Annotated in this window: 27 protein-coding genes; 26 read left to right on the plus strand and 1 reads right to left on the minus strand. The window is 37.7% G+C overall.

Annotation, left to right across the window (positions count from 1 at the left end; genetic code table 11):
• Positions 1–251 precede the first annotated feature (251 nt).
• From spoIIIAA to LIZ98_RS07275, 23 genes are all read left to right on the plus strand, one after another.
• Complete coding sequence (spoIIIAA, locus tag LIZ98_RS07165; protein ID WP_227139301.1) at positions 252–1,181, plus strand: stage III sporulation protein AA; 930 nt, start codon at positions 252–254, stop codon at positions 1,179–1,181.
• Complete coding sequence (gene spoIIIAB, locus LIZ98_RS07170; RefSeq protein WP_034770942.1) at positions 1,175–1,690, plus strand: stage III sporulation protein SpoIIIAB; 516 nt, start codon at positions 1,175–1,177, stop codon at positions 1,688–1,690. The genes spoIIIAA and spoIIIAB overlap by 7 nt, the downstream gene beginning before the upstream one ends.
• Before the next feature lie 20 nt (positions 1,691–1,710).
• Entirely contained in the window at positions 1,711–1,917 is a 207-nt protein-coding gene (gene spoIIIAC, locus LIZ98_RS07175) for a stage III sporulation protein AC (protein ID WP_034770939.1), read from the plus strand.
• A 20-nt stretch (positions 1,918–1,937) separates the two neighbouring features.
• Positions 1,938–2,321 carry a stage III sporulation protein AD gene (gene spoIIIAD, locus LIZ98_RS07180; RefSeq protein ID WP_041846294.1) on the plus strand — a complete coding sequence of 128 codons (384 nt, stop codon included), beginning with the start codon at positions 1,938–1,940 and terminating at the stop codon, positions 2,319–2,321.
• 128 nt (positions 2,322–2,449) lie between these two features.
• Positions 2,450–3,658 carry a stage III sporulation protein AE gene (gene spoIIIAE, locus LIZ98_RS07185; RefSeq protein WP_227139300.1) on the plus strand — a complete coding sequence of 403 codons (1,209 nt, stop codon included), beginning with the start codon at positions 2,450–2,452 and terminating at the stop codon, positions 3,656–3,658.
• 12 nt (positions 3,659–3,670) lie between these two features.
• A complete protein-coding gene (gene spoIIIAF / locus LIZ98_RS07190; protein ID WP_034770933.1) occupies positions 3,671–4,306 on the plus strand; it encodes a stage III sporulation protein AF in 636 nt (211 codons plus the stop codon).
• Positions 4,303–4,950 (plus strand): stage III sporulation protein AG, encoded by a 648-nt coding sequence (gene spoIIIAG / locus LIZ98_RS07195; protein ID WP_227139299.1) that lies wholly within the window; start codon positions 4,303–4,305, stop codon positions 4,948–4,950. Before spoIIIAF ends, spoIIIAG begins: the two co-directional genes overlap by 4 nt.
• Before the next feature lie 44 nt (positions 4,951–4,994).
• Positions 4,995–5,561 (plus strand): SpoIIIAH-like family protein, encoded by a 567-nt coding sequence (locus LIZ98_RS07200; protein ID WP_227139298.1) that lies wholly within the window; start codon positions 4,995–4,997, stop codon positions 5,559–5,561.
• A 201-nt stretch (positions 5,562–5,762) separates the two neighbouring features.
• Positions 5,763–6,281, plus strand: coding sequence for an acetyl-CoA carboxylase biotin carboxyl carrier protein (accB, locus tag LIZ98_RS07205; protein WP_227139297.1), 519 nt, complete (start codon positions 5,763–5,765; stop codon positions 6,279–6,281).
• A 12-nt stretch (positions 6,282–6,293) separates the two neighbouring features.
• Positions 6,294–7,652, plus strand: coding sequence for an acetyl-CoA carboxylase biotin carboxylase subunit (gene accC, locus LIZ98_RS07210; RefSeq protein WP_227139296.1), 1,359 nt, complete (start codon positions 6,294–6,296; stop codon positions 7,650–7,652).
• 14 nt (positions 7,653–7,666) lie between these two features.
• Entirely contained in the window at positions 7,667–8,068 is a 402-nt protein-coding gene (locus tag LIZ98_RS07215; RefSeq protein ID WP_034770924.1) for an Asp23/Gls24 family envelope stress response protein, read from the plus strand.
• Between the two features lie 237 nt (positions 8,069–8,305).
• On the plus strand, positions 8,306–8,698 hold the full coding sequence (gene nusB, locus LIZ98_RS07220) for a transcription antitermination factor NusB (protein ID WP_216408660.1): 393 nt from the start codon (positions 8,306–8,308) through the stop codon (positions 8,696–8,698).
• Positions 8,699–8,721: 23 nt separating this feature from the next.
• On the plus strand, positions 8,722–9,576 hold the full coding sequence (gene folD, locus LIZ98_RS07225; RefSeq protein WP_216408662.1) for a bifunctional methylenetetrahydrofolate dehydrogenase/methenyltetrahydrofolate cyclohydrolase FolD: 855 nt from the start codon (positions 8,722–8,724) through the stop codon (positions 9,574–9,576).
• Positions 9,577–9,694: 118 nt separating this feature from the next.
• The gene (gene xseA, locus LIZ98_RS07230; protein WP_227139295.1) at positions 9,695–11,044 is read left to right on the plus strand and encodes an exodeoxyribonuclease VII large subunit; all 1,350 of its coding nucleotides are present in this window, start codon (positions 9,695–9,697) and stop codon (positions 11,042–11,044) included.
• A complete protein-coding gene (gene xseB, locus LIZ98_RS07235) occupies positions 11,041–11,292 on the plus strand; it encodes an exodeoxyribonuclease VII small subunit (protein WP_034770917.1) in 252 nt (83 codons plus the stop codon). The genes xseA and xseB overlap by 4 nt, the downstream gene beginning before the upstream one ends.
• 23 nt (positions 11,293–11,315) lie before the next feature.
• Entirely contained in the window at positions 11,316–12,176 is an 861-nt protein-coding gene (locus tag LIZ98_RS07240) for a polyprenyl synthetase family protein (RefSeq protein WP_043988530.1), read from the plus strand.
• A 116-nt stretch (positions 12,177–12,292) separates the two neighbouring features.
• Positions 12,293–14,221, plus strand: a complete 1,929-nt coding sequence (dxs, locus tag LIZ98_RS07245) for a 1-deoxy-D-xylulose-5-phosphate synthase (RefSeq protein WP_043988526.1) — start codon at positions 12,293–12,295, stop codon at positions 14,219–14,221.
• The gene (locus LIZ98_RS07250; RefSeq protein ID WP_227139294.1) at positions 14,178–15,026 is read left to right on the plus strand and encodes a TlyA family RNA methyltransferase; all 849 of its coding nucleotides are present in this window, start codon (positions 14,178–14,180) and stop codon (positions 15,024–15,026) included. The genes dxs and LIZ98_RS07250 overlap by 44 nt, the downstream gene beginning before the upstream one ends.
• Positions 15,027–15,326: 300 nt before the next feature.
• The gene (ahrC, locus tag LIZ98_RS07255; RefSeq protein WP_227139293.1) at positions 15,327–15,779 is read left to right on the plus strand and encodes a transcriptional regulator AhrC/ArgR; all 453 of its coding nucleotides are present in this window, start codon (positions 15,327–15,329) and stop codon (positions 15,777–15,779) included.
• Between the two features lie 53 nt (positions 15,780–15,832).
• Complete coding sequence (recN, locus tag LIZ98_RS07260) at positions 15,833–17,524, plus strand: DNA repair protein RecN (protein ID WP_034770910.1); 1,692 nt, start codon at positions 15,833–15,835, stop codon at positions 17,522–17,524.
• A 159-nt stretch (positions 17,525–17,683) separates the two neighbouring features.
• Complete coding sequence (gene spoIVB, locus LIZ98_RS07265) at positions 17,684–18,961, plus strand: SpoIVB peptidase (protein WP_034770958.1); 1,278 nt, start codon at positions 17,684–17,686, stop codon at positions 18,959–18,961.
• Between the two features lie 228 nt (positions 18,962–19,189).
• Positions 19,190–19,981, plus strand: a complete 792-nt coding sequence (gene spo0A / locus LIZ98_RS07270) for a sporulation transcription factor Spo0A (protein ID WP_034770908.1) — start codon at positions 19,190–19,192, stop codon at positions 19,979–19,981.
• Between the two features lie 77 nt (positions 19,982–20,058).
• Positions 20,059–20,781, plus strand: a complete 723-nt coding sequence (locus tag LIZ98_RS07275) for a glycerophosphodiester phosphodiesterase (protein WP_041846302.1) — start codon at positions 20,059–20,061, stop codon at positions 20,779–20,781.
• 22 nt (positions 20,782–20,803) lie between these two features.
• On the opposite strand, the gene LIZ98_RS07280 is transcribed toward LIZ98_RS07275, so the two are convergent.
• Entirely contained in the window at positions 20,804–21,043 is a 240-nt protein-coding gene (locus LIZ98_RS07280) for a DUF2627 domain-containing protein (RefSeq protein ID WP_034770904.1), read from the minus strand.
• Between the two features lie 343 nt (positions 21,044–21,386).
• On the opposite strand from LIZ98_RS07280, the gene LIZ98_RS07285 reads away from it, so the two are divergent.
• From LIZ98_RS07285 to lpdA, 3 genes are all read left to right on the plus strand, one after another.
• Positions 21,387–23,072: a sigma-54 interaction domain-containing protein gene (locus tag LIZ98_RS07285; protein WP_041903580.1), complete on the plus strand. Its 1,686-nt coding sequence runs from the start codon at positions 21,387–21,389 to the stop codon at positions 23,070–23,072.
• A 262-nt stretch (positions 23,073–23,334) separates the two neighbouring features.
• Complete coding sequence (locus tag LIZ98_RS07290; RefSeq protein WP_227139292.1) at positions 23,335–24,435, plus strand: Leu/Phe/Val dehydrogenase; 1,101 nt, start codon at positions 23,335–23,337, stop codon at positions 24,433–24,435.
• Between the two features lie 74 nt (positions 24,436–24,509).
• Positions 24,510–25,928, plus strand: coding sequence for a dihydrolipoyl dehydrogenase (gene lpdA / locus LIZ98_RS07295; RefSeq protein ID WP_227139291.1), 1,419 nt, complete (start codon positions 24,510–24,512; stop codon positions 25,926–25,928).
• The last annotated feature ends 40 nt before the right edge of the window (positions 25,929–25,968 follow it).

Consider the following 25,968-nt stretch of genomic DNA (forward strand, 5'->3'; position numbering starts at 1 on the left):
TCGCTGACTACGGCTCTTTGGTTGCCTAAAGGCTCGGACGCCCGAGTTTTCTTTATATTTGCTCAGGAATCCTCGTTACCTCAACAATTTCTTCATCCGTTAAGAATATATAAAATTCCAGCGAAGATCTTTACCTATAATCCCCGGCGCTCTTATTTCTTAAATAACTTAGGAATTAGTCATACTTAAAAGGGACGTGCAATACATTTTAATAAGAGGAAGCTAATAGAATTTTGAAAGAGGTAATTTTTATGGAAAAAGTCATGGCATATCTTCCTAAAATCATTCAGGAGCAATTTCAAAACTTAAAAAATGAAATATTCGAAAATATCGAGGAGATACGGATTCGAATTAACCGCCCCATTGAGATAACCGCTCACCAAAATACGATCTTCCTACCTTATATCACTCAAATGGGGGATGCAGAACAACTGCTTAATAATATTAGTCACCATTCCTTATATACATTAGATGAGGAATTAAAAAGAGGGTATATCACGATAGAGGGCGGGCACCGGATTGGTCTCGCAGGCAGAGTGATACTTGAAAATGGGAAAGTAAAAGCCATCCGCGATGTCTCTTCATTCAATATTCGAATTGCCAAAGAAAAAATTGGCGTTGCAGAAAGATGGATTCCTTACATATATCGATCTGGTTGGAAGAACACAATGATTATTGGTCCGCCACAAACAGGAAAAACAACATTGCTTCGTGATTTTGCAAGAATGATTTCAATGGGGTCGCCTGATGCCAACATCGAACCAAAAAAAGTTGGAATCGTTGACGAGCGTAGTGAAATTGCCGGAAGTGTCGGTGGTATTCCACAACTTACTTTTGGCGTGAGAATTGATGTATTAGATGCATGCCCGAAAGCGGAGGGGATGATGATGATGATCCGTTCTATGAGTCCCGATGTCCTTATTGTTGATGAAATCGGTAGAAAAGAAGACACCGAGGCAATTCTGGAAGCCGTCCATGCCGGAATCTGTTTAATTATGACCACCCATGGAGATTCATATCAAGATTTATTGAATCGTCCGACATTAAAACCGATCTTATCGGAAAAAATCTTTGAAAGATATATTGAGTTGACGAGGGGAAAGGGTCCGGGTTATGTGGCTGCCATCAAGGATGAAAGCGGAAATCAAATCCCCATTAGGCGAGTGAGCCATCTATGTTGAAAATTGTCGGAGCGATTTGTATTTTGATTGCCACAAGTTGGATCGGCTTTGAGGCTTCAAAGGCATTTACCGAGCGGACAAGGCAATTGCGAATGTTAAAATCTGCCCTGCAAAGTTTAGAAGCAGAAATTATGTATGGTCATGCACCGCTTCATGATGCCTCAAGAAGAATTGCGAATCAAATGAGTAAACCGATTGAAACGATTTTTGAGAACTTTTCTAGTCTATTACTACAAGGCGATATAACAGCAAAAGAAGCTTGGGAAATAAGTTTAAAGACGATTTGGAACCGAACGTACTTGAAAAAAAATGAATTAGAAATTTTATTGCAATTTGGTGAAACACTGGGAAAACATGATCGCGTTCAGCAGCAAAAACATATTCAATTGGCCCTTGTTCATTTGGAGAGAGAAGAAGTGGAAGCGAGAGAAAGACAAGCATCTTATGGAAATATGGTTAAAAATTTAGGCTTCCTATCCGGATTATTCATCATTATTTTACTGATGTAAAGAAATAGGGAGGAAAAACGATGGGCATCGAGGTAGATATAATTTTCAAAATAGCAGGAGTGGGAATTGTTGTCGCATTTTTAGTCACGATTTTAGATCAAGTTGGAAAAAAAGAATATGCCCAATGGGTGACCCTTTTTGGTTTTATTTATATATTGTTTCAAGTTGCCACAATTGTAAATGAGTTGTTTCAAAAAATTAAATCCGTATTTTTGTTTAACAATTAAAGGGGGGATCGTCGATTGATATCCTTCAAATTATTGGAATCGGCTTGGTAGCCACTTTTCTTGCCTTAGTGATCAAGGAGCAGAAAGCAAATTTTGCTTTTTTATTAATCGTCTTTACCGGTTGTATCATCTTCTTATTTTTGATCGACCAAATTTTCAATGTCATTCAAATGATTGAAAGGATCGCCATCCAAGCAAAAGTGAACTCGGTATATGTTGAAACGATTTTGAAAATTATCGGCATTGCCTATATCGTTGAATTTGCAGCTCAAATAACAAAGGATGCCGGACAAGGTTCACTTGCTTCCAAAATTGAAATGGCCGGGAAGATTGTTATTTTGGCTATGGCTGTACCGATCCTTACCGTTTTAATTGAAATGATTTTAAAAATGATTCCATCGTGAAGAACTGAAAAGGCAATGTCTAAGCTTCACTGCTTATGTTGCCCGATTTAATCAGAAAATTAGTCCAAAGAATTATTCCTGTACAAACATATGAAGCATACAGTTTGTTCACACATTGAGGTGAAAAGATGAAGCAAAAATCGATATGGATATCCTTGCTATTTGGAATCGGATTATTTTTCCTTTGGACAAGCATTTCTTTTGCCAATACGGATGCGGAAAAGGAATCGACAGAAGAACCGACTACCCCCAATGAGCTTGTCAATGAACAAATAGAAAGAATGGATTTCAGTGAGGTTGAAACATTTTGGAATCAAATTGTTGATGAGTATGGCGGCTTTTTACCGGAGTTAGAAAAGGAAAGTTTTACTGATTACATAGATAAGGTAAATGAATTTTCCTTTAAAGAGTGGGCGATCGGCATTTTAAAATTTATCTTCCATGAGATGATCGTTAACGGCAAATTAATCGGTACATTAATTATGCTGACGATTTTCAGCATGTTGCTTCAATCATTACAAAATGCATTTGAAACAACAACCGTCTCTAAAATTGCTTATTCCATTGTTTTTATGGTGTTAATGATTATCGCATTAAACAGTTTTCATTTAGCCGTTCAATACGCATCCGGTGCAATTCAAAATATGATTCATTTCACAATAGCGTTCATTCCCATTCTTTTAGCGTTAATTGCGACTGGCGGTGGTGTGATTTCGGCGGGATTCTTTCATCCGGTTATCCTGTTCTTAACGAATGTAAGTGGTCTTTTTGTTGACAGGATCGTCCTCCCGTTATTATTTTTATCTGTCTTGTTAAGCATTGTCAGTACATTAACAAGTCAATATAAGGCAACTCAATTAGCTGGACTCCTCCGCAATTGGAGCATCGGATTATTAGGCGTATTTATGACGGTCTTTCTCAGCATCGTATCCATTCAAGGTTCGGCAACAGCGGTGGCGGACGGAATTGCTATCAAAACGACCAAATTTGTTACGAGTAATTTTATTCCTGTTGTTGGCAGAATGGTTTCCGATGCAACAGATACAGTTATAAGTGCTTCGGTTCTGTTGAAAAATACGGTCGGACTTGCCGGTGTTGGCATTTTACTATTACTTACCTTGTTCCCTGCAGTCAAAATTTTGATCATCGCATTTGTCTATAAATTTTCTGCGGCACTTTTACAGCCGCTTGGTGGTGGTCCGATTATTACTTGTTTAGATATCATTTCAAAAAGTGTTATTTATTTATTTGCCGCCCTGGCCATTGTTTCAATCATGTTCTTTTTAAGTTTAACCGTTATCGTTGTTGCCGGAAATATTACAATGATGGTTCGATAGGCTGGTGGAAGTATGGAATTTTTAACAAGTTGGATTACAAATATTATTTTATTTATTTTACTTGCCGTCATTGTTGAATTGTTATTGCCGCAAACCGGGTTGCAAAAATATGTAAAAATGGTACTCGGATTACTATTAATCATTATTTTTCTGACACCTGTATTTAAACTGTTTTCAGTAGATATCGACAATCTGTTAAACAGAGCAACCGGAAAACTGGGCGAGGAAAAAATATCACTGGAAAATTCAATAGAAAAACAGAAAATAGAAATACAAAAAGATCAACATGCATATATTTTAGAACAAACGGCTGTCCAATTGGAAGAAATGACGGAAAAGGAGTTGATGAAACAATTTGATTATCAATTTGCTCATATTCAGTTAAACGTATCAGACACAATCGGATTAACAAATTCAATAGAGGACATCCTTGACAACATTGAAAGTATACATGTGACATTAATAGACAAACAAGAAGCCGATCAAACGGTGATGAATGTAGAGGAAGTAAATGTGCAATTAGGTGAACAAAAAAGTGATTTTCATGAGGCGGATATGAATTCGATTGCCAGTTTTCTTGCAAAAAAATGGGGGGTAGATCGCGACATTGTTCAAATTACGATTGAAAGGGGGAATGTGGGAAGATGAGTAATGACAAAGGACCCTTTTCCATACTAAAAAAATTGTTTCAAAAAAACGATGACACACAAAAATTTGATAAAAAACATTATATCATCATTGTTTTCGTTATCGGGATAGCGATTATGTTATTTAGCAATTTTTTCTCATCGCAGAGAAACGAGTCCTCAAACCCAGTACCCGTGACATCTGATTCAAAGGAAGCAGAAAACGCTGAAGTATTTGGAAATAGTGGCAAAAACCAGCCCTCCACAATGAAGGACTATGAGGAATATTATGAAAATCAATTAAAAGAGGCAATCGAATCAATTGTTGGAGTAGATGACGTTTCCATTGTTGTTAACGTGGATTCAACAGAAAAAGTAGTTTATGAGAAAAATATGATCAATAAAAAGCAAATAACGAGTGAAACCGATTCGAATGGAGGGAAAAGGGAAGTAGAAGATAATTCTTCAGAAGAACAAATTGTCATTGTTCGGGAAGGTGATAAGGAAGTCCCGCTTATTTCTGAAACGAAAAAGCCGGATATTCGAGGGGTCCTTATCGTAGCAAAAGGCGCTGAAAATGTTCAAGTTAAAAAATCAATCATTGAAGCGGTTATGAGAACATTAGATGTCCCAAGTCATCGTGTCTCTGTTCTGTCTAAGAAATGAAAAAAACCATGAAAAAATCAATCTACCAATGAGGAGGAGAAGAAATGATGTTGAAAAAGCAAACCGTTTGGTTATTAACGATGTTAAGTTTGGTTGTTGTGTTATCCGTTTATTATATAACAGCGGAACCAACTAATAATAATAATCTTGCCAATGTTGATGTTAGCAAGGAAGAAAAAGCAGATAGTAAAAAAGTGACTGAAAAAGAAAAGAGTAGTGACACAAAAAATACCACGATTACGGATGCAAAAAATGAAGTGTTTGAAGAAATTCGCTTGCAAACGCAAGATGAGCGGAGCAAAAAATTAGAACAATTGGAGGAAGTGGCCGGCTCTACTGATCTTTCAGCAGAGGAAAGAAGTGAAGCAAAAGATGAAATGAATCGCCTTCAAAAAATTGCCGAAAAAGAGGCGTTTATCGAAAACTTAATTATTCAAACATTAGGTTATGAAGATGCACTTGTTCAAGCAGATGAATCTGAAGTGCTAGTTACTGTCAAAGGGGAAGAGCCTTCAAAAGCAAAAGCGAATGAGATTATAAAAATTGTAAAAAAGGAAATGGGTAATTCATCTGTTACGGTTGCATTCCAGAGTGAAAATGAAACGAAATAAAAAAACAGCATGGTGCTTGTCGAATAAGCGAACAAAACAAAAAAATATTTTTACGATACAGTGTTCCAACATTAGGAGCACTTTTTCTTTTTAAAAAGTAATTTTTTTGCTTAATGACGATTTGCTTGTCAATCCCAATGTACTACAGTAAAATTTTATTGTATACTATTAGTAGCTAGTCATAATTTAAGGGGTGTAGACATGTTAAAAGTTCAAGAAATCCGTGAATTGATCAGGCTTGTTGATCAATCAAATATTGATGAATTTAAATATGAATATGATGGATTAAAATTAGTAATGAAAAAAAACCAACCTGTTCAAGTTAAAACGGTTGAACCTATTAAAGTTGAACCTGTAAACACTTTCATTGATCAATCGACCAATCAACCGCAAGCCGATCAACCGATACAAGAAGTGGTGGAATCGGCAAAAGCGAATCCGGCAGCCCAATTGGAAAAAACAAATGCACCTGAAGAAAACCTTCATAAAATTACGTCTCCGATGGTAGGAACCTTTTATGCGTCACCATCTCCAGATGCAGAACCATATGTGAAAGTCGGTTCGAAAGTAAAAAGTGATTCGGTTGTATGCATTGTCGAAGCCATGAAATTATTTAATGAAATTGAGGCAGATGTAGATGGGGAAATTGTCGAAATCCTTGTCAAAAATGGTCAACTAGTCGAATTTGGCCAACCTCTGTTTTTAGTTAAGGTAGATTAAGAGGTGGTTAACGTGTTAAAAAAAATTTTAATTGCCAATCGGGGGGAAATTGCTGTCCGCATTATTCGAGCCTGCAGGGAACTTGATATTCGGACAGTAGCCGTCTACTCTCAAGCTGATCAAGAGGCTCTTCATGTACAAATGGCAGATGAAGCTTATTGTATTGGTCCAAATCCATCCAAAGACAGTTACTTAAATATGGCGAACATCATAAGTGTTGCTAAATTAACGGGATGTGAAGCAATCCATCCGGGTTATGGATTTTTGGCTGAAAATGAGAACTTTGCTAATTTAGTTAAAGAATGCGGACTTGTTTTCATTGGTCCAAGCGGTGATGCAATTGCCAAGATGGGGACAAAAGATGTTGCCCGGGAAACGATGAGAAAGGCCGGCGTACCAATTGTTCCCGGATCCAATGGAATTGTTGAAGATATGGACGACGCACTGAAACTGGCATCCGAAATTGGTTATCCTGTCATAATCAAAGCTACAGCCGGCGGTGGTGGTAAAGGAATCCGAGTTGCCATGAATGAAGAGGAATTAGTTAAAGGCATCAATATCACAAGACAAGAGGCACTAACAGCATTCGGGAATCCCGGCGTTTATTTGGAAAAATATATTCAAGATTTTCGCCATGTTGAAATTCAAGTTTTAGCAGATAATTACGGCAATGTGATTCACTTAGGGGAACGGGATTGCTCTGTACAAAGAAGATTGCAAAAATTGATCGAAGAAGCACCATCTCCGGCATTAACCCCGGAAATTCGGAATAAAATGGGAGAAGCGGCAGTTAAAGCAGCAAAAGCAGTTGATTATACAGGTGCAGGTACGGTAGAATTTATATATGATTACCGGGAGAAAAAATTCTACTTTATGGAGATGAATACCCGGATTCAAGTTGAACATCCTGTTACAGAGTTGATTACCGGTGTCGATTTAATAAAAGAACAAATTTTTGTTGCCAGTGGAAAAGAACTCACATTGAAACAAGAAGACGTCACCTTTAATGGATGGGCAATCGAGTGCAGAATTAATGCAGAAAATCCCGAGAAAAATTTCATGCCGTCTCCGGGAAAGATTAACATGTATCTTGCCCCGGGTGGTCCCGGTGTTCGGGTTGACTCGGCCGCATATCCCGGATACGCCATTCCGCCTTACTATGATTCAATGATCGCTAAACTGATTGTCCATGCGCCTACAAGGGAAGAAGCGATTAAGAAAATGGAACGGGCGTTGGGTGAATTTGTTATCGAGGGAATTTATTCGACAATTCCATTCCATTTAAAGGTGCTCGAACATCAAGCGTTTAAATCAGGGGATTTCAATACAAAATTCCTTGAAATGTATGACGTAATGAAAAATAATGCCTAAGGTGGTGTAAGCTGATGCCCGAAAATAATGCATTGGAAATGAATCTGGATGGTTTAGGAAAAATTGAAATTGCACCTGAAGTGATTGAAGTGATCGCCGGAATTGCCGCATCGGAAATTGATGGGGTGGCGACGATGCGCGGTAACTTTGCCGCAGGTGTTGTTGAACGATTAGGGAAGAAAAACCATGGAAAAGGGATTCGTGTTGATTTGTCTGACAATCAAATTAAAATTGATGTGTATTGTATTCTGAACTTCGGTGTTTCCATTCCGAAAGTAGCACAAAGTATTCAAGAAAATATTCGACAAGCTTTGTACAATATGACCGGGTTGGAAACAGATGAAGTAAATATCCATATTGTAAACGTCAATTTTGAAACGCAAAAAGAAGAACAACAAAATCCGGTCGTTGAATAATACAAAAAGCAGGAACTTATGTTCCTGCTTTTTGTATGCTAAAGTCACTTTAACTCCCGAAGTTCCAATTTTCTCTTCCACAGAATAAAACCTCCTCTCCTATTTTGCAAAATTCCTCTGTGCACTCTTTCCTTTTTTCAATCATTTATGCTATGATTTTGAGTAGTTTCATTCGTATAATGTGAGAAATGTATGGTTCAAAATCAAAACTTATGTTTGAAAAGGAGTACTTTATAAATGAATAGGAGAACATCAAGAGAAAAAGCGTTACAAGCGGTTTTTCAAGTGGATGTCGGGAAATCCGATCCGGAAAATGCGTATCGCCATGTTCTCGGAAAAGACAGTGATGATGTGTTTTTAAAAAAATTGTTTTTCGGTACGGTGGAACATTTGCATGAGTTAGATCAAATCATTACCGACCATTTAGAAAATTGGTCACTTGACCGTTTGGCGAATGTCGACAGAAATTTATTACGGATTGCTGTTTATGAGATGAAATATATGGAAGATGTTCCATATACCGTATCAATTAATGAAGCCGTTGAAATTGCGAAAAGATTTGGTGATGAAAAATCGAGTCGCTTTATTAACGGAGTTTTAGCAAAGGTCATGGAAACATTGGGAAAATAATCAATTTTTTGGAGGGAGAAATTATGGCTGGTCAAATCATTGACGGGAAAGCAATTGCCGGTAAAAAGAGAGAAGAATTGAAACAGGCGGTCGTGGAACTAAAAGCAAAAGGGATTACACCCGGTTTAGCTGTTATTTTGGTTGGAGACGATCCGGCCAGTCAAACCTATGTCAGAAACAAACAAAGGGCTTGTAAAGAAGTTGGCATTTATTCTTTGTTACTTAAATATGAAGAGAATATTACTGAAGAATTTTTGCTGGCCAGGATCAAAGAACTGAATGAAAATAAGGAGATTCACGGAATTTTAGTTCAATTGCCTTTACCGAATCAAATAAATCCAAAGGTGGTTATTGAAGCAATTCATCCGGATAAAGATGTCGATGGCTTTCATCCGCTTAATGTCGGTAAACTGTTAACCGGCGAAGATACTTTTGTTCCATGTACGCCACTTGGAATCATTGAAATGTTGAAGGAAATACATATAGATTTGACAGGAAAGCATGCTGTCGTTATCGGAAGAAGTAATATTGTCGGGAAACCGATGGGACAATTATTGCTGGGGGAAAATGCAACAGTTACCTATTGCCATTCCAAAACAGTTGACCTACCTTCAATTACAAGACAAGCTGACGTATTAGTCAGTGCGATTGGACAAGCGAACCGCATTACTGCAGATTATGTAAAAGAAGGTGCCGTCGTTATTGATGTTGGTATGAATCGAAATGAGGAAGGAAAACTATGCGGCGATGTTTTATATGATGAGGTAAAAAATAAAGCTTCTTATATAACGCCGGTTCCCGGTGGGGTTGGACCGATGACAATAACAATGCTTTTGGCCAACACTGTAAAAGCGGCTATGAAATATACCGCTAAATGAAAATAAGAAATAGAAAAGCAGTGCCAGAAATCGGTGACTGCTTCTCTTATTTTTAGTAAACTATTATTATGATATTCAGATTTCACAATGGTTTTTTTTGTGATTGAGGGGTTTACATATGGAAAAAGTTCAATATTTAACTGTTCAGGCCTTAACGAGATATATTAAACGAAAATTTGATTTTGATCCCCATCTTCAAGACGTTTTTGTCAAAGGTGAAATATCCAATTATAAAAAACATACGAGCGGACATTTGTATTTCACTTTAAAAGATAATAAAGCAAGAATTTTAGCTGTTATGTTTTCATCCCAAGCTAAGAAACTACGCTTCGAACCTGAAAACGGCATGACCGTGTTATTGCACGGTGAAGTAACTGTCTATGAACCGAGCGGACAATACCAAATTTATGTTAAAGAAATGGAACCGGAAGGAATTGGTGCTTTATATTTAGCGTTTGAACAACTGAAGGAAAAGTTGAGCAAAGAAGGTTTATTTAATAAAGACCGAAAAAAACCGCTCCCTCTTTATCCAAAAACAGTAGGCGTCGTTACTTCTCCTACCGGTGCAGCCATTCGCGATATTCTTACAACGATAAAAAGAAGGTATCCGATTGCCAAAATTATCATTTATCCGGCTCTTGTACAAGGAAATGCCGCTGCAGCCTCGATTGTATCCGCCATTGAAACGGCCAATTCAAGAAAGGAAGCAGATCTCCTTATTGTTGGGCGCGGAGGAGGATCAATTGAAGAATTATGGGCATTTAATGAGGAGGAGGTGGCAAGGGCCATTTTCGCTTCCGAGATTCCTGTCATTTCTGCTGTCGGACACGAGACGGATACAACGATCGCTGATTTTGTTGCAGATCTGCGGGCACCAACTCCAACCGGGGCAGCTGAACTGGCCGTGCCGAATATTGATGATTTGATTGAAAGAATATTAAATCGAAAAATTCGGTTAATCCGGGCAATAAAAGAAAGAATTAATGTCGAATCTAAACGTCTCGACCGACTAACAAAATCTTATGCCTTTCGCTACCCGCAAAAATTGTTCGAGCAAAAAACGGAACATCTGGACAGAACGGTAGAACAGGCAAATCGGCTGCTAAAACAGAAAATTGCTGATACAAATCAAAAAATGAAGTATCTTGAACAGCGGCTAAAATCAAACCATCCTCAAGGACAGTTTGATGCTGCCAATAATAAACTCGGACAACAAGAAAAGCGTATGAGCCGATCGTTTGAAGCAATTTTTAAATTAAAAGAAAAGGAATTTCTCAGCCAAGTTTCAACATTAAATGTTCTTAGTCCTTTGAAAGTGATGGAACGGGGCTATTCAATCGCCTATGATAGTGAAGATCACATTATTAAATCAATTAATAATGTAAAAGTCGGTGATTCGATCAAAGTGACATTGACTGATGGAACGTTAAAGGCAAAAATCATTGAAAGAGAGGAAGAAACAAGATGAGTGAAATTCCGGGAAAAACAGAAAAGGAAAATTTAACATTTGAAGAAGCAATGGAAAAATTAGAAGGGATAGTCGATATTTTAGAAGGTGGAGATGTCCCTTTAGAAACGGCTATTGCCAAATATAAAGAAGGTATGGAATTAGCAAAAATCTGCCATCAAAAATTAAAAAACGTGGAAGAACAATTGACGGAAATATTAAAGGATAACGGGGAAATTGACAATTTCTCAATCAATGAGGTGGATTAAAGTTGCAAAAATATCCTGATCACTTGGCAAACTATTTGGAAACGGTCAATAAAGAGCTAAAAATAATGATTCAACGCTTAAAAACACCAGAAACTTTAAAAAATGCTATGGATTATTCATTACAAGCAGGAGGAAAAAGAATCCGTCCAATGCTAATTTTTTCAACGCTTGCTGCTTTCAAAAAAGATGTAGCAATCGGCTTGCCTGTTGCCTGTGCCGTTGAGATGGTTCATACGTACTCACTTATTCATGATGATCTCCCTGCGATGGATAATGATGATTTTCGCAGAGGCAAACCGACAAATCATAAAATGTATGGCGAGGCAACAGCAATTTTGGCGGGAGATGGTTTATTGACCTATAGTTTCCAAATTATTTCAGAAATAAAACAGCTTTCTGCAGAAAAGAGATTGGCAATTATTAACGAATTGGCAAAAGCGAGTGGCCCGGAAGGAATGGTAGCGGGTCAGATAGCAGATATGGAAGGGGAAAATCAAAATTTACAATTGACTGAACTGGAATATATTCATACCCATAAAACCGGAAAATTACTTACTTTTTGTGTCAAAGTCGGTGCCATTTTAGCAGACGCTGATAAAGCCACAATCGATTTATTGGAGCAATTCGGCTATCATATTGGACTCGCCTTTCAAATTCGCGACGATATATTAGATGTTGAAGGAACAATCGAACAGATCGGAAAAGACGTTGGAAGTGACCGAGAAAAGCAGAAAAGTACGTATCCGAAGATCCTTACTCTTAATGGTGCAAAAAATAAATTAAAAGAACATATTGCTAAAGCAGAAGGAATCCTTGAATCCTTGCCGATTGATACCGGACAACTTTCCTTTATTACGGAATTGATCGCCAAACGAGATCGCTAACTGCTTTTGTCCAAAACAAAAGTTAACTTCTTGTAGAATGAATGGATACTGTTATAATATAGAGAATAGCATTAAAACTTTTTTCCGGAATTTGAAATGAAAGTGAGTGATCCAATATGGATCTAAAATCCATAACGAGTCCTTCTTTTCTCCGTGACATGTCTATTGCTGAGTTGAAACAATTAAGTGAAGAAATTCGTAAATTTTTAATTGAAAACTTGTCTAAAACCGGTGGTCACATTGGCCCCAACTTAGGTGTTGTTGAGTTAACGATTGCTTTGCATAAAGTTTTCGAAAGTCCGCGTGATAAAATTATTTGGGATGTTGGTCATCAAAGTTATGTCCATAAAATTCTAACAGGCAGGGCGAAAGATTTTGGCACATTAAGGAAATATAAGGGCTTAAGTGGTTTTCCAAAACGAAATGAAAGTGAACATGACATCTGGGAAACGGGTCATAGTTCAACGAGTCTTTCTGCCGCAATGGGAATGGCAATTGCCCGTGATCTTAAAGGTGAAAAGCATTTTATCGTACCGGTAATTGGTGATGGGGCATTAACCGGTGGTATGGCACTGGAAGCATTAAATCATATCGGACATGAAAAGAAGAATATCATTGTTATCTTAAATGATAATGAAATGTCCATTGCGCCAAATGTCGGGGCCGTGCACAATATGCTTGGAAGACTCCGAACGGCAGGGAAATACAATTGGGCGAAAGATGAAGTCGAAGCTTTCTTGAAAAGAATCCCGGCTGTTGGCGGATTAGTGGCATCTAAAGCAGAACGTCTGAAAGATAGCTTCAAATATTTATTTGTGCCTGGGATGTTCTTTGAAGAGCTCGGTTTTACCTATCTGGGACCAATTGACGGACATAATTTTGAAGATTTGTTCGAAAACCTGACCTATGCGAAAAAAACGAATGGTCCGGTGTTACTTCATGTTGTCACAAAAAAAGGAAAAGGATATTATCCGGCCGAAAATGATAAAGTGGGAACTTGGCATGGGACCGGTCCATATAAAATTGAAACTGGCGATTTTATAAAACCGGTTAATAGTCCACCTGCTTGGAGTAAAGTTGTCAGTGAAACCGTTCGTGAATTGGCCAGAGATGATAAAAGGATTGTTGCGATTACACCGGCAATGACAGTTGGATCAAAATTAGAAGGGTTTCAAGCTGAATTTCCGGATCGGGTGATTGATGTCGGCATTGCCGAGCAACATGCCACAACATTGGCTGCCGGACTGGCAACGCAAAATATGAAACCTTATTTAACGATCTATTCGACTTTTCTGCAACGGGCTTATGACCAAATTGTCCATGACATCTGTCGGCAAAATTTAAATGTATTTTTTGGCATCGATCGGGCAGGACTCGTTGGTGCGGACGGCGATACCCATCAAGGCGTGTTCGATATCGCCTTTTTAAGAAGTGTTCCAAACATGGTATTGATGATGCCTAAAGATGAAAATGAGGGCAGACATATGGTGTATACGGCTGTTAAATATGATGACGGACCTATAGCCATGCGGTTTCCGAGAGGCAATGGTTACGGGGTTACTCTTGACGATGAACTAAAAGAGATTCCGATCGGTTCATGGGAAGTTTTAAAAGATGGTAAGGATGCCGCAATTTTAACGTTTGGGACAACAATCCCGATGGCGCTGGAAGCAAGGAAAAAATTAGAAAAAACCGGAATTCAAGCAATGGTCGTCAATGCCCGTTTTATCAAGCCGCTGGATGAAAAATTGTTAAATCGCATTTTTGAAAAAGGACTACCTGTTCTTACTGTTGAAGAAGGCGTATTACAAGGTGGTTTCGGCAGTTCAGTCTTGGAATTTGCCCATGATAACGGCTATTCGAATCAAATCATGAGGCTGGGCATCCCGGATCAATTTATTGATCACGGGGAAGTCCATGAACTGTTGAATGAAATCGGATTAACTTCCGATCATATTGTTCAAACTATAAGAACGATGTTGCAAAAACAGAAAAAAGGGCTTGAGGAATTTGGAAAAAGAAAGATTGGATATTTTGCTCAATGAACGTGGCTTTTTTGAAACAAGAGAAAAAGCAAAAAGGGCAATTATGGCAGGTACCGTGTATTCCAATGAACAAAGATTGGATAAGCCCGGAGTCAAGGTGCCAAAAGATATTGACATATCAATTAAAGGAAAACAAATGCCATATGTTTCAAGAGGCGGGTATAAGCTCGAAAAAGCATTAAAGGTATTTGATCTGACCGTTAAAGGTAAAATTATCATCGATATCGGAGCTTCAACCGGTGGGTTTACCGATTGTGCACTCCAAAACGGGGCAAAATATTGTTATGCTGTTGATGTCGGCTATAATCAGCTGGCATGGAAACTGCGTCAAGATAAACGGGTTATCGTCATGGAACGAACAAATTTCCGTTATTTAAAACCTGAAGATTTATCAAGGGAAATGCCTGAATTTGCTTGTATTGATGTTTCCTTTATCTCCTTAAAACGTATTTTGCCACCGCTAAAAAAGATATTAGTTCCGAACAGTGACATTGTGGCACTGATTAAACCTCAATTTGAAGCGGGCAAAGAACTGGTTGGTAAAAAAGGCATTGTCAGGGATCGGAAAGTTCATGAGATGGTTATAGAGGATATTCTTCAATTTTCCTTAAATGAAGGATTTGATTGCCTGAATATCGATTATTCGCCAATTACCGGCGGAGATGGGAATATCGAATTTTTACTCCATTTAAAATGGCCGGGTTACAATGAGGGAGTAAAAGGAAAGAATCAGTTTCAGACACCAATAGCCGAGCTTGTCATTGACGCCCACAATCAATTGAAACATGGAAAAAGAGAGGAATAACCTCTCTTTTTTTAAATTCAAAAATCCCTGTATAAATACGGCGGCCATAATTATTTCCTATTGCACTTACAAAAAGACCATTTTTAAATGTCTTTGTTTCCCTTATAATAAGGATAAGCAGGGGGCAGGGTAAGGGGAAATGAAAGGCAACAACAAATAAGATGAGCTCTACCGGATCGCTAATAACGCGAACATCATAGAGAAACAGTTAATTTTCATCTTCATATTTTTCCACCGACAAAATTTTTATGTAAAATAAATATAGAAAATAAAATAATGATTATTTAAGCGGGTGAAATGATGAGTAAACTGCAACGTCATTTAAAAATACGGGAAATCATAGCCAAATATGATATTGAAACACAGGATGAACTTGTTGAACAATTAAAAAACGCCGGCTTTAATGTAACGCAAGCCACAATCTCCCGTGACATCAAAGAGCTTCATCTCGTGAAAATACCATCAAAAAACGGACTTTATAAGTATAGTCTCCCATCGGATCAAAGATATAACCCAATGGAAAAATTGCAAAAACTTTTAGTCGATGCCTTTGTAAAAATAAGTATGGTCGATCATTTTATCATTTTAAAAACGATACCGGGTAATGCGAATGCGGTAGGGAATTTGATTGACCAACTTGATTGGGATGAAATTTTAGGAACTGTTTGCGGAGATGATACTTGTTTGATTATTGTTGCTACACCGGAAGACGGGGAACGAATTAAAGATAGATTAATCAATATGCTTGCGTAACGGCCAATACATCCAACTTCAAAAAATGTAGTCAATAAAGGAGAGGGAAAAACTTGTTGGCAGAACTTGCGATAAAAAACTTTGCGATCATTGAATCAATTTCAATTTCATTTCAAAAAGGTTTCACTGTATTAACCGGAGAAACCGGTGCAGGAAAATCAATCATTATCGATGCAATTCATCTTTTGATCGGTGGGAGAGGCTCGTCTGATTTTGTTCGGCACGGGGAAGAAAAAGCGGAGATAGAAGGGTTATTTTTAGTTGAAGATGATCATCCTTCCATTGAAAAATTAGCCGTTTTTGGAATCGAAATGGAAGATGGTATGATTGTTCTCAAAAGGGACATGTACGCTTCCGGTAAAAGTGTTTGTCGAATAAACGGAAAACTAGTTACCATTGCAACACTCCGGGAAATCGGCCGCACATTAGTTGACATTCACGGACAACATGAAAATCAAGAACTTATGGATGAAAAAAACCATCTGACTTTACTTGATCAATTTGGTGGACAAGCTGTTCAAAAAGCATTAACTGAATATCAAACGCTTTATCGCGAATATGAAAAAATCAAAAAGGATATTGCTGCCCTTACCCAAAATGAACAACTGATGGCCCAACGATTAGATTTATTAACATTTCAGCTCGAGGAAATTACCAATGCTGAACTTACCATTGGCGAAGATGAAGAATTATTAACGGAAAAAAGGAAACTGAATAATTTTGAAAAACTTTATCATTCCATTCTTACCGCATATGAAGCTTTACAAGGTGAGCAAAAAGGTTTGGATTGGGTCAGTTTAGCTCTTTCCAATATTGAAGAAGCAGCCGGCATTGATGAAGCCTACAATGATACTCGACAAATTATATCCAACAGTTTTTATCAGTTAGAGGATGTGGTTCATTCACTCCGATCACAATTAGATGAAATGGAATTTGATCCAAACCGGTTGAATGAAATAGAGACTCGTTTAAATGAAATTAACCAATTGAAGAGAAAATACGGTCAAACAATTGAAATGATTCTTGAATATGCTTCAAAAATTGAAGAAGAAATTGAAATGATTTCCAATAAAGAAAATCATATTGAATCGTTGAATAAAAAACTAAAGTCTGTGGAAAAAGATTTAGCAGTAGAAGGAAAAAATTTAACGGATTTACGGAAAAAAACTGCCAAAAAACTTGCCCATGCTATTCATCAACAATTAAAAAGTCTTTATATGGAAAAAACGGTTTTTCATGTATACTTCTTAGAACAGTCCCAAAAGTTTTATCCGAACGGAATGGACCAGGTTGAATTTTATATGAGTACAAACCCGGGTGAACCGCCGAAACCGTTGACAAAAATTGCTTCGGGTGGTGAATTGTCCCGAATCATGCTGGCATTAAAAACCATCTTTTCTTCACATCAAGGAATTACTTCGATCATTTTTGATGAAGTGGATACAGGTGTAAGCGGTCGTGTTGCCCAAGCAATCGGCGAAAAGATTTACCAAATATCAGTTGGTTCTCAAGTGCTATCCATTACCCATTTACCGCAAGTTGCGGCGATGTCCGATCATCATATCTTAATTAAAAAAGAAGTAAAGGGCAATCGGACAAAAACCATCCTGTCCAAGTTAACTGAAGAGGGACGGATCGGTGAACTGGCCCGGATGATTTCGGGTGCACAAATTACGACAGCAACCGAACAACATGCGAAAGAGATGTTACAAAGTGCTGCGGAATTAAAAAATACGCTCAGTTAAATTGATAAGTTCATTTTTAAAAGTATAAATAAGAGTTCGTCCAAAAATATCCATTCTCTACAGTATTTTTTTTATTTCTGTCATTATAATTGCTTGCTTTATCGGCAAGATTATAAATGTAACCTTTGTGTGGACATGAAGCGAGGAGAGTGGATGGAAATGGACAGAGACAAAATTAGAAAAAGATTTGGGTATATTCTCCTTGTTTCTTTCGTTTTACTTACTTTTTTTTCACCAGTCGGAAGAATACTGAAAATACCGAATGAGATCACGTTTTTTGAAGGGCAGACTTTCACTTTACCCACTGCAACTTTTGTAGAGGCGAATGGTGACCGGGATCATCTACAACTTCAAAAGGAAAATGAAATACAGCTTCAAGCAAAACAAAAAGGTGAAAGTGAAGTCGTTTACCATATAGCAGGTTTACCAATCAAAAAAGTACATGTAAACGTGTTGAAGGATTTTAAGGTCATCCCCGGCGGACAATCCATTGGTGTAAAAATAAATTCAAAAGGGGTTTTGGTCGTCGGTTATCATCAAGTAGAGACCGATGCAGGTAAGGTTTCCCCTGGTGAAGAAGCAGGGATTAAAATCGGTGACTTAATTACAAAAATTAACGGAAAAACCATTGAATCCATCAATGAAGTGGGTTCCTTCGTACAAGAAGCGGGGGAAAAAGGGGAACCTTTGCAACTAGGCATTCAAAGAGAAGATAAAGAATTCGAAACCCAATTAACACCACAGCAAGAAAAAGGGGATAGTAATTACAAATTAGGTCTCTATATTCGTGACTCAGCCGCCGGAATTGGAACATTAACATTTTATGATCCAAAGTCGAAAAAATATGGGGCGCTGGGACATGTCATATCAGATATGGATACAAAATTACCGATCGTTGTAAAAGATGGATATATTGTTCCTTCAACCGTAACCTCCATTCAAAAAGGTGCGAATGGTGTACCGGGGGAAAAATTGGCCAAATTTTTAAATCAAAGGAATACGATTGGGAATATCGAAAAAAATAATCAGTTTGGCATATATGGAACAATCCATAAAACTTTATCGAATCCGGTTATGAATGAGCCGATTCCAATTGCATTATCCCATGAAGTAAAAAAAGGACCGGCAAAAATATTGACTGTTGTTGATAATGACAAAGTGGAATTGTTTGATATTGAAATCATCAGTTCCATTCCACAAAAATTTCCGGCCACAAAAGGAATGGTATTAAAAATAACGGATCCGAAGCTATTGGAAAAAACGGGGGGAATTGTCCAAGGAATGAGTGGTAGTCCAATCATTCAGGACGGTAAATTGATCGGGGCGGTAACCCATGTTTTTGTCAATGATCCGACAAGCGGCTACGGCGTTCATATTGAGTGGATGTTAAATGAAGCCGGCATAAATATATATGAGAATGAAGAAAAAGCAAGTTAAACGAGACCCAAACGGGCTTCTCGTTTTTTTTTCGCTTTTACCTAAAATTCGAAGTGGGCCAAATTGAAATTTTTACCGATAAAAAAAGAAAAATGTCACATGTTGTAGAAAAAAGTAAGAAATATAGGAAAAAGGACATTTTTTTAAAAAATTAAAGGGATTTTTATTGGAAGTGTCGAAAATTTTATTTACAATGAATAAAGAGATTTTGTATAGGGAGGATGTCTTGTGGAAAATATTAAAGTTTGTATTGTTGATGACAATAAAGAACTGACTAATTTATTAAAAAATTACATAAATAGTCAAGAAGGGATGGAAGTTGTTGATATAGCATTTAATGGGCAAGATTGTTTAAAAATGATTGATCAATTAAAACCGGATGTTTTATTATTGGATATTATTATGCCTCATTTGGATGGTCTTGCGGTTTTAGAACGATTAAAGGAAAAAGAATACATGCCAAAAGTTATTATGCTAACCGCATTTGGTCAAGAAGATGTCACAAAAAAAGCACTTGAATTGGGTGCATCATATTTTGTTTTAAAACCGTTCAATATGGACCAGTTGGTTGAACAAATCCGAAATGTTTTTAGAATCGGTCTTTTACCGAAAAATAATATGGCAAACAATAATTTGAGTCAAGCGGTTATTCAACCCCGCGCCAACAAAAGTCTGGATGCCAGTATTACCAATATTATTCATGAAATCGGCGTACCAGCCCATATTAAAGGATATATGTATTTAAGGGATGCGATCTCGATGGTGTACAATGATATCGAATTATTAGGTTCAATTACAAAAGTGTTATATCCGGATATTGCTAAAAAATACAATACGACAGCCAGCAGGGTAGAACGGGCCATCCGTCATGCCATTGAAGTAGCGTGGTCCCGCGGCAATATTGAATCGATATCAAATTTGTTTGGATATACCGTAAGTATGTCAAAAGCAAAGCCGACAAATTCCGAGTTCATCGCGATGGTTGCAGACAAATTGCGGCTGGAACACCAAGCTTCCTAAAGTATGTATTGGACAAAGTTTACGAGGAAATTAGAGCTGTGTAAAATAAAATTAAAACAAGCAAAGCGGGTGTTAGCATGACATATATTTTTGGGCATCGCGGTTCAGCAGGTACGCACCCTGAAAATACAATGATTTCTTTTCAAGAGGCAGAACGGGCCGGTGCAGACGGTATTGAATTGGATGTTCAATTAACAAAAGATGGAGAAGTCATCATTATTCATGATGAAAAAGTAGATAGAACGACTGACGGTAAAGGGTATATAAATAATTTGTTATTGAAAGATATTAAAAAGTTGAATGCGGGAGCGAAATTTCAAAATGGTCAATTTAAAGCAGAAATCCCGACCTTGAACGAGTTTTTTGAATGGTTCAAAGGCACTAATTTATTTGTAAATATAGAGTTTAAAACGAAATCAATTTCCAATTATGAATTAGAAGAGAAAACGGTGGCTATGGTCAAAAAAAATAAATTGGAAGAGCGAGTCATTTTTTCTTCTTTTAATCATTACTCCCTTGTTTACTGTTATCGACTTGCTCCTGAAATTGAAACGGCTCCCTTATATGCTGAAGGTCTGTTTATGCCTTGGATTTATGCTCAATCGATTCGTGCTAAGGGGATCCACCCGAATTATCGGGTCATCCCCGATGAATTGATTACATTATCGCAAAATCATGGAATAAAAGTCCGTCCATACACAGTCAATCAAGATGAAGATATAAAGAGGTTTTTGAATTGTAATACACATGCGATAATCACTGATTTTCCGAAAAAAGCAAAGGAATTAAAAACCGTGTAAGTGAACAAAAACGCCGACTATTTTACCGACGGGTAAAGCGGCGTTTTGTCACTTTATTTCTTTTTTTATCACGGTGGTAAATAAATCCGCCGATAAAGGAAAGACCCAACAAAAACAGGACAATCCCGACAATCGTTTGTAGCCAAGGAAAAGCAAACGGCCAATAAATGATTTGAAACAAGCTGTCCCGGATTAATTTCACACCGATGACTGATAAGCTAATGGGGATTGCTGCAAGAAAAAATGCGAAAACACGGCCCATTGAAATCCCCCTTTAATAATATTATGCATTCAATATGATAAAAAACGAATGGAATGTCAAGAAAACTGACTTTTTGTTCATCCACTATTTACTCCATTGCAAGATAAAGTCGTGTTTATTTTCCTAATTCTTTCATTTCTACCCTTGCAAATAGACCCGTTGTGGTATAATACCCATAATGGATTTATCTTTGTTTCAATCGACATTTCCGTTACGGGCAGGGGCTATGTAATCGCATTTTTTTGTTACTCCTATAGGCAAACCATGTTAGGAAACAAAGAATTGCGGACTACGCAATTTTATAGTAGAGCTAGAGCGTGGGGGTGGGGTTTTGCAAAGCGTCATGGTAATTGGAGCCGGAAAAGGCGGTACTGCAATTTTGAACCTTTTAAGTGAAATGAAGACGCTAAAAACGAGGGTGATCATTGATAAAAATTTGCAGGCACCCGGGATTCTTATTGCAAAAAAAGAAGGGATTCCGTACGGGAACGATTGGCGTACATTTATTGATAAAGAAATTGATATCATTATTGATGTGACGGGTGATGAACAAGTATACCAAGAACTTCAACAGTTTAAGGAGGATTTTATCATCGTTCCGGGGTCAATCGCCGAAATGATCGTTCACCTTTTTAAAGAAAAAGAACAATTGATTCGAGAATTACAAAGTGAAACAATAAAAGGCGATGTCATGCTTAAGGCGATTATCCATTCCAGTAATGATGCAATATCCGTTGTTGATGAAAACGGAAATGGGATTTTAATTAACCCCGCCTATACTCGGATAACCGGATTAACGGAAGAAGATGTACTAGGAAAGCCTGCAACTACAGATATTTATAAAGGGGAGAGCATGCATTTTCATGTACTAAAAACAAAAAAACCGGTTCGAGGGGTTAAAATGCTTGTCGGTCCTAAGAAAAAAGAGGTTGCGGTTAATGTTGCCCCCATTATTGTGGATGGTCAGCTAAAAGGCAGTGTCGGAATCATTCATGATATGTCGGAAATTCGGGAGCTGACAACCGAATTACAAAGAGCAAAAGAACGAATTCGGACATTGGAGGCGAAATATAACTTTGACGATATTGTCGGACGATCTGAAGAGATGCTTATTGCCATTGAGCAGGCAAGAATCGCGGCCAAGACCCCGGCAACGGTTTTGCTAAGAGGTGAATCAGGTACTGGAAAGGAATTATTTGCCCATGCAATCCACAATGAAAGTGGTCGCAAATATAACCATTTTATTCGTGTTAATTGTGCGGCAATTTCTGAATCATTATTAGAAAGTGAACTGTTTGGCTATGAAGAAGGAGCCTTTTCCGGTGCAAAACGTGGCGGGAAAAAAGGTTATTTTGAAGAAGCAAATAATGGGAGTATTTTCCTTGACGAAATTGGCGAGTTATCATTGAGTACACAAGCAAAATTGTTAAGGGTGTTACAAGAACGGGAAATTATTCGTGTCGGTGGAACGAAGCCGATTTCGATTCAAGTGAGAATTATTGCGGCTACGAACAAAAATCTTGAACAAGAAATACGCAAGGGGAATTTTCGGGAGGATTTATTTTATCGACTTAACCGAATTCCAATATACATACCACCTTTAAGGTCCCGTTTAGAGGATATCCCGTTGCTCTGTGATCATTTAATCAAAAAAATAAATCATGACTACGGCAGAAACGTCGAGGGCATAACGAATGAAGCAGCTGAACTGTTAAAACGCTATGCTTGGCCGGGAAATGTTCGTGAATTGGAAAATATACTCGGTCGTGCAATTATTTTTATGGACTATAGTGAAAATAGGATAGATATAAAGCATCTGTCAAAACTCGGATATAACTTTCAAAAAAATCAAGAGCAAGATCATCCGAACGAAGCGTCTTTACCGTTGTATACTTTGGTGGAGAACTTTGAGAAAAGGATTATTAGCCATATTTTACATAAACATCGTGGAAATAAAACAAAAACGGCCAAAGAGCTGGGAGTTTCGATTCGAACTTTATATTATAAAATGGAAAAATACGGCTTATAATTGCAATTTCTTGCAAGCGGAATTTTGCATGGTTTGCAAATACTTGCAAGAATCAACAGATGTTTTCATCATTATCGGTTGAAACCCAAGTCCGGATTTTTGTCCAAGCCCTCGATTTTTGTTGTATAAAATGGGGTTTTAGACAAAATTTTATGCGAAAAACGTTTTTGGTATGAATCATTATTATTTTCACCTATAATGGCATTGTTTTTGCAGTATATTCTATGAGTTCAATTTTACAAACAGGAGGAGAGTTGCAGCAATGGATATTTTTCGGTATATGGAAGAGTTTGATTATGAGGAATTGCATTTTGTTCAAGATAAAAATTCAGGTCTAAAAGCGATTATTGCCATACATGATACAACCTTAGGACCTGCTCTTGGGGGAACAAGAATGTGGACATACGTCTCAGAAGAAGCAGCTATTATTGATGCCTTAAGACTTGCCAAGGGAATGACTTACAAAAATGCCGCCAGCGGTTTAAATTTAGGAGGCGGAAAAGCAGTTATTATCGGTAATCCGAAAAGCGATAAAAGTGAAGAAAAGTTTCGTGCTTACGGGCGATTTATTCAAGGATTAAATGGCAGGTATATAACGGCGGAAGATGTGGGTACAACAGTAGAAGATATGGATATTATTTACCAAGAAACGGAATTCGTAACAGGTGTTTCTCCGGCTTTTGGATCATCGGGAAATCCTTCACCGGCGACGGCTTACGGCATTTACAAAGGGATGAAAGCAGCTGTATCAGAATACTTTGGAAATGATTCATTGGAAGGAAAAGTGGTCGCTGTTCAAGGAGTCGGCAATGTTGCTTATCATCTTTGCCGTTTTCTTTCTGAAGAAGGGGCAAAACTGATCGTAACAGATATTAATAAAGAAGCAGTGAAAAGAGTTCAAGAGGAATTTGGGGCAGAAGCTGTAGATCCTGCCGATATTTATGCTGTCGAATGTGATGTGTTTTCACCTTGTGCTTTAGGCGCCATTTTAAATGACGAAACAATTCCTCAGTTAAAGGCGAAAGTAATCGCCGGCTCAGCCAATAATCAATTAAAGGAAAACCGGCATGGTGATCTTTTGCATGAATTAGGAATTATTTATGCCCCGGATTATGTTATTAATGCAGGCGGCGTAATCAATGTGACCGATGAATTGTACGGCTACAATAAAGAAAGAGCGTATAAAAAAATTGAACAAATATATAACAACATAAAAAAAATATTCGAAATTTCCAAGCGTGAGCAGATTCCTTCATATTTGGCAGCGGACCGAATGGCCGAAGAACGGATCAATAAAGTAAGCCGTTCAAGAAAATCGTTTTTGACAAATGAAAAACATATTTTGAAAAAGCGGCTGAAATAAATGATACAAAGGGGTTGCCCATATTTCTTATATTGATGATTTGGTTTTAGATCCGATAATTAGAGGTGAAATGAATGGCAAAAGAGTATGACTTAGTGATTGTTGGAGGCGGGACAGGCGGATATGTAGCCGCGATTCGGGCCAGCCAACTCGGTTTAAAAACAGCAATTGTTGAAAAAAACAAGTTGGGTGGCACATGTCTCCATCAAGGGTGCATTCCGACAAAAACATTATTAAAAAGTGCAGAAGTTTATCGGACGATGAAAGAAAGCAGTGATTACGGCGTATTAACAAAAGTGGAAAAATTAGATTTTGCCAAAGTTCAAAAACGAAAATCTGAAATTACCGAGCAATTGTATCAAGGTGTGCAAATGTTAATCAAAAAAAATAAAATCGATGTGTACAATGGAATTGGCCGAATCATGGGTCCATCGATTTTTTCTCCGTTACCGGGTACGGTTTCGGTAGAATCTGATACAAATCAAGAGAACGAAATGTTAATTCCAAAGTTTGTCTTGCTTGCGACCGGATCAAAACCAAGAGAACTGCCGAGCCTGCCGTTCAACAAAAACAATATCTTATCTTCTGATGATATGTTGCAATTAGACCATTTGCCGGAATCAATCATTATTGTCGGCGGCGGAGTGATTGGTTTGGAGTGGGCTTCAATGTTAGCGGATTTTGATGTTCAAGTAACCATTGTGGAAGCTTCCGATCGCTTAGCCCCTCATGAGGACGAAGAGATTAGTAAGGAAATCACCCAAGTTTTCCGTAAGAAGGGGATACAAACTTTAACAAAGGCAATGATTACTGATAGTTTGGAAAAGGATAACCAAATAACCGTAACAGTAGAGCAAAACGGAAAGAAAACGGAGTTCACTGCTGAAAAAATACTTGTTTCTGTCGGAAGAGCAGCTAATACTGAGGGAATTGGTTTGGAAAATACCGATATTGAAATAAACAATGGTTTTATTCAAGTTAACGAATTTTACCAAACAAAGGAATCGCATATTTATGCAATCGGTGACTGTATCGGGGGCATGCAATTGGCTCATGTTGCTGCAAGAGAAGGTACAATTGCAGTCGAACATATGGCAAATCAAGATCCGGAGCCGTTAAATTATCATCATGTTCCCAAATGTACGTATTCCTTTCCCGAAATTGCCAGTATAGGCATGACCGAAAAAGAAGCAAAGAACAAAAATTTTGAATTAAAAATTGGCCGATTTCCGTTTAAAGCCATTGGTAAAGCTCTAATTACAGGCCATCCATCCGGCTTTGTAAAACTGATTGCTGATGCAAAAACGAATGATTTACTCGGGATTCATATGATCGGTCCTCATGTTACCGATTTAATATCTGAATCTTCCCTTGCTTTTGTTCTTGATGCAACTCCGGATGAAATGGCTTATACCATTCATCCGCACCCGACTCTTTCTGAAATATTTTCGGAAGCAAGTTTAATGGCAGAAGGTAGACCAATTCATCTATAAATTTCGATTTTTTCATGTCTTTTATAATAAGCTACTGCTT

The sequence above is a fragment of the Caldibacillus sp. 210928-DFI.2.18 genome (assembly GCF_020554505.1).
Lineage (GTDB): Bacteria > Bacillota > Bacilli > Bacillales > Caldibacillaceae > Caldifermentibacillus > Caldifermentibacillus hisashii.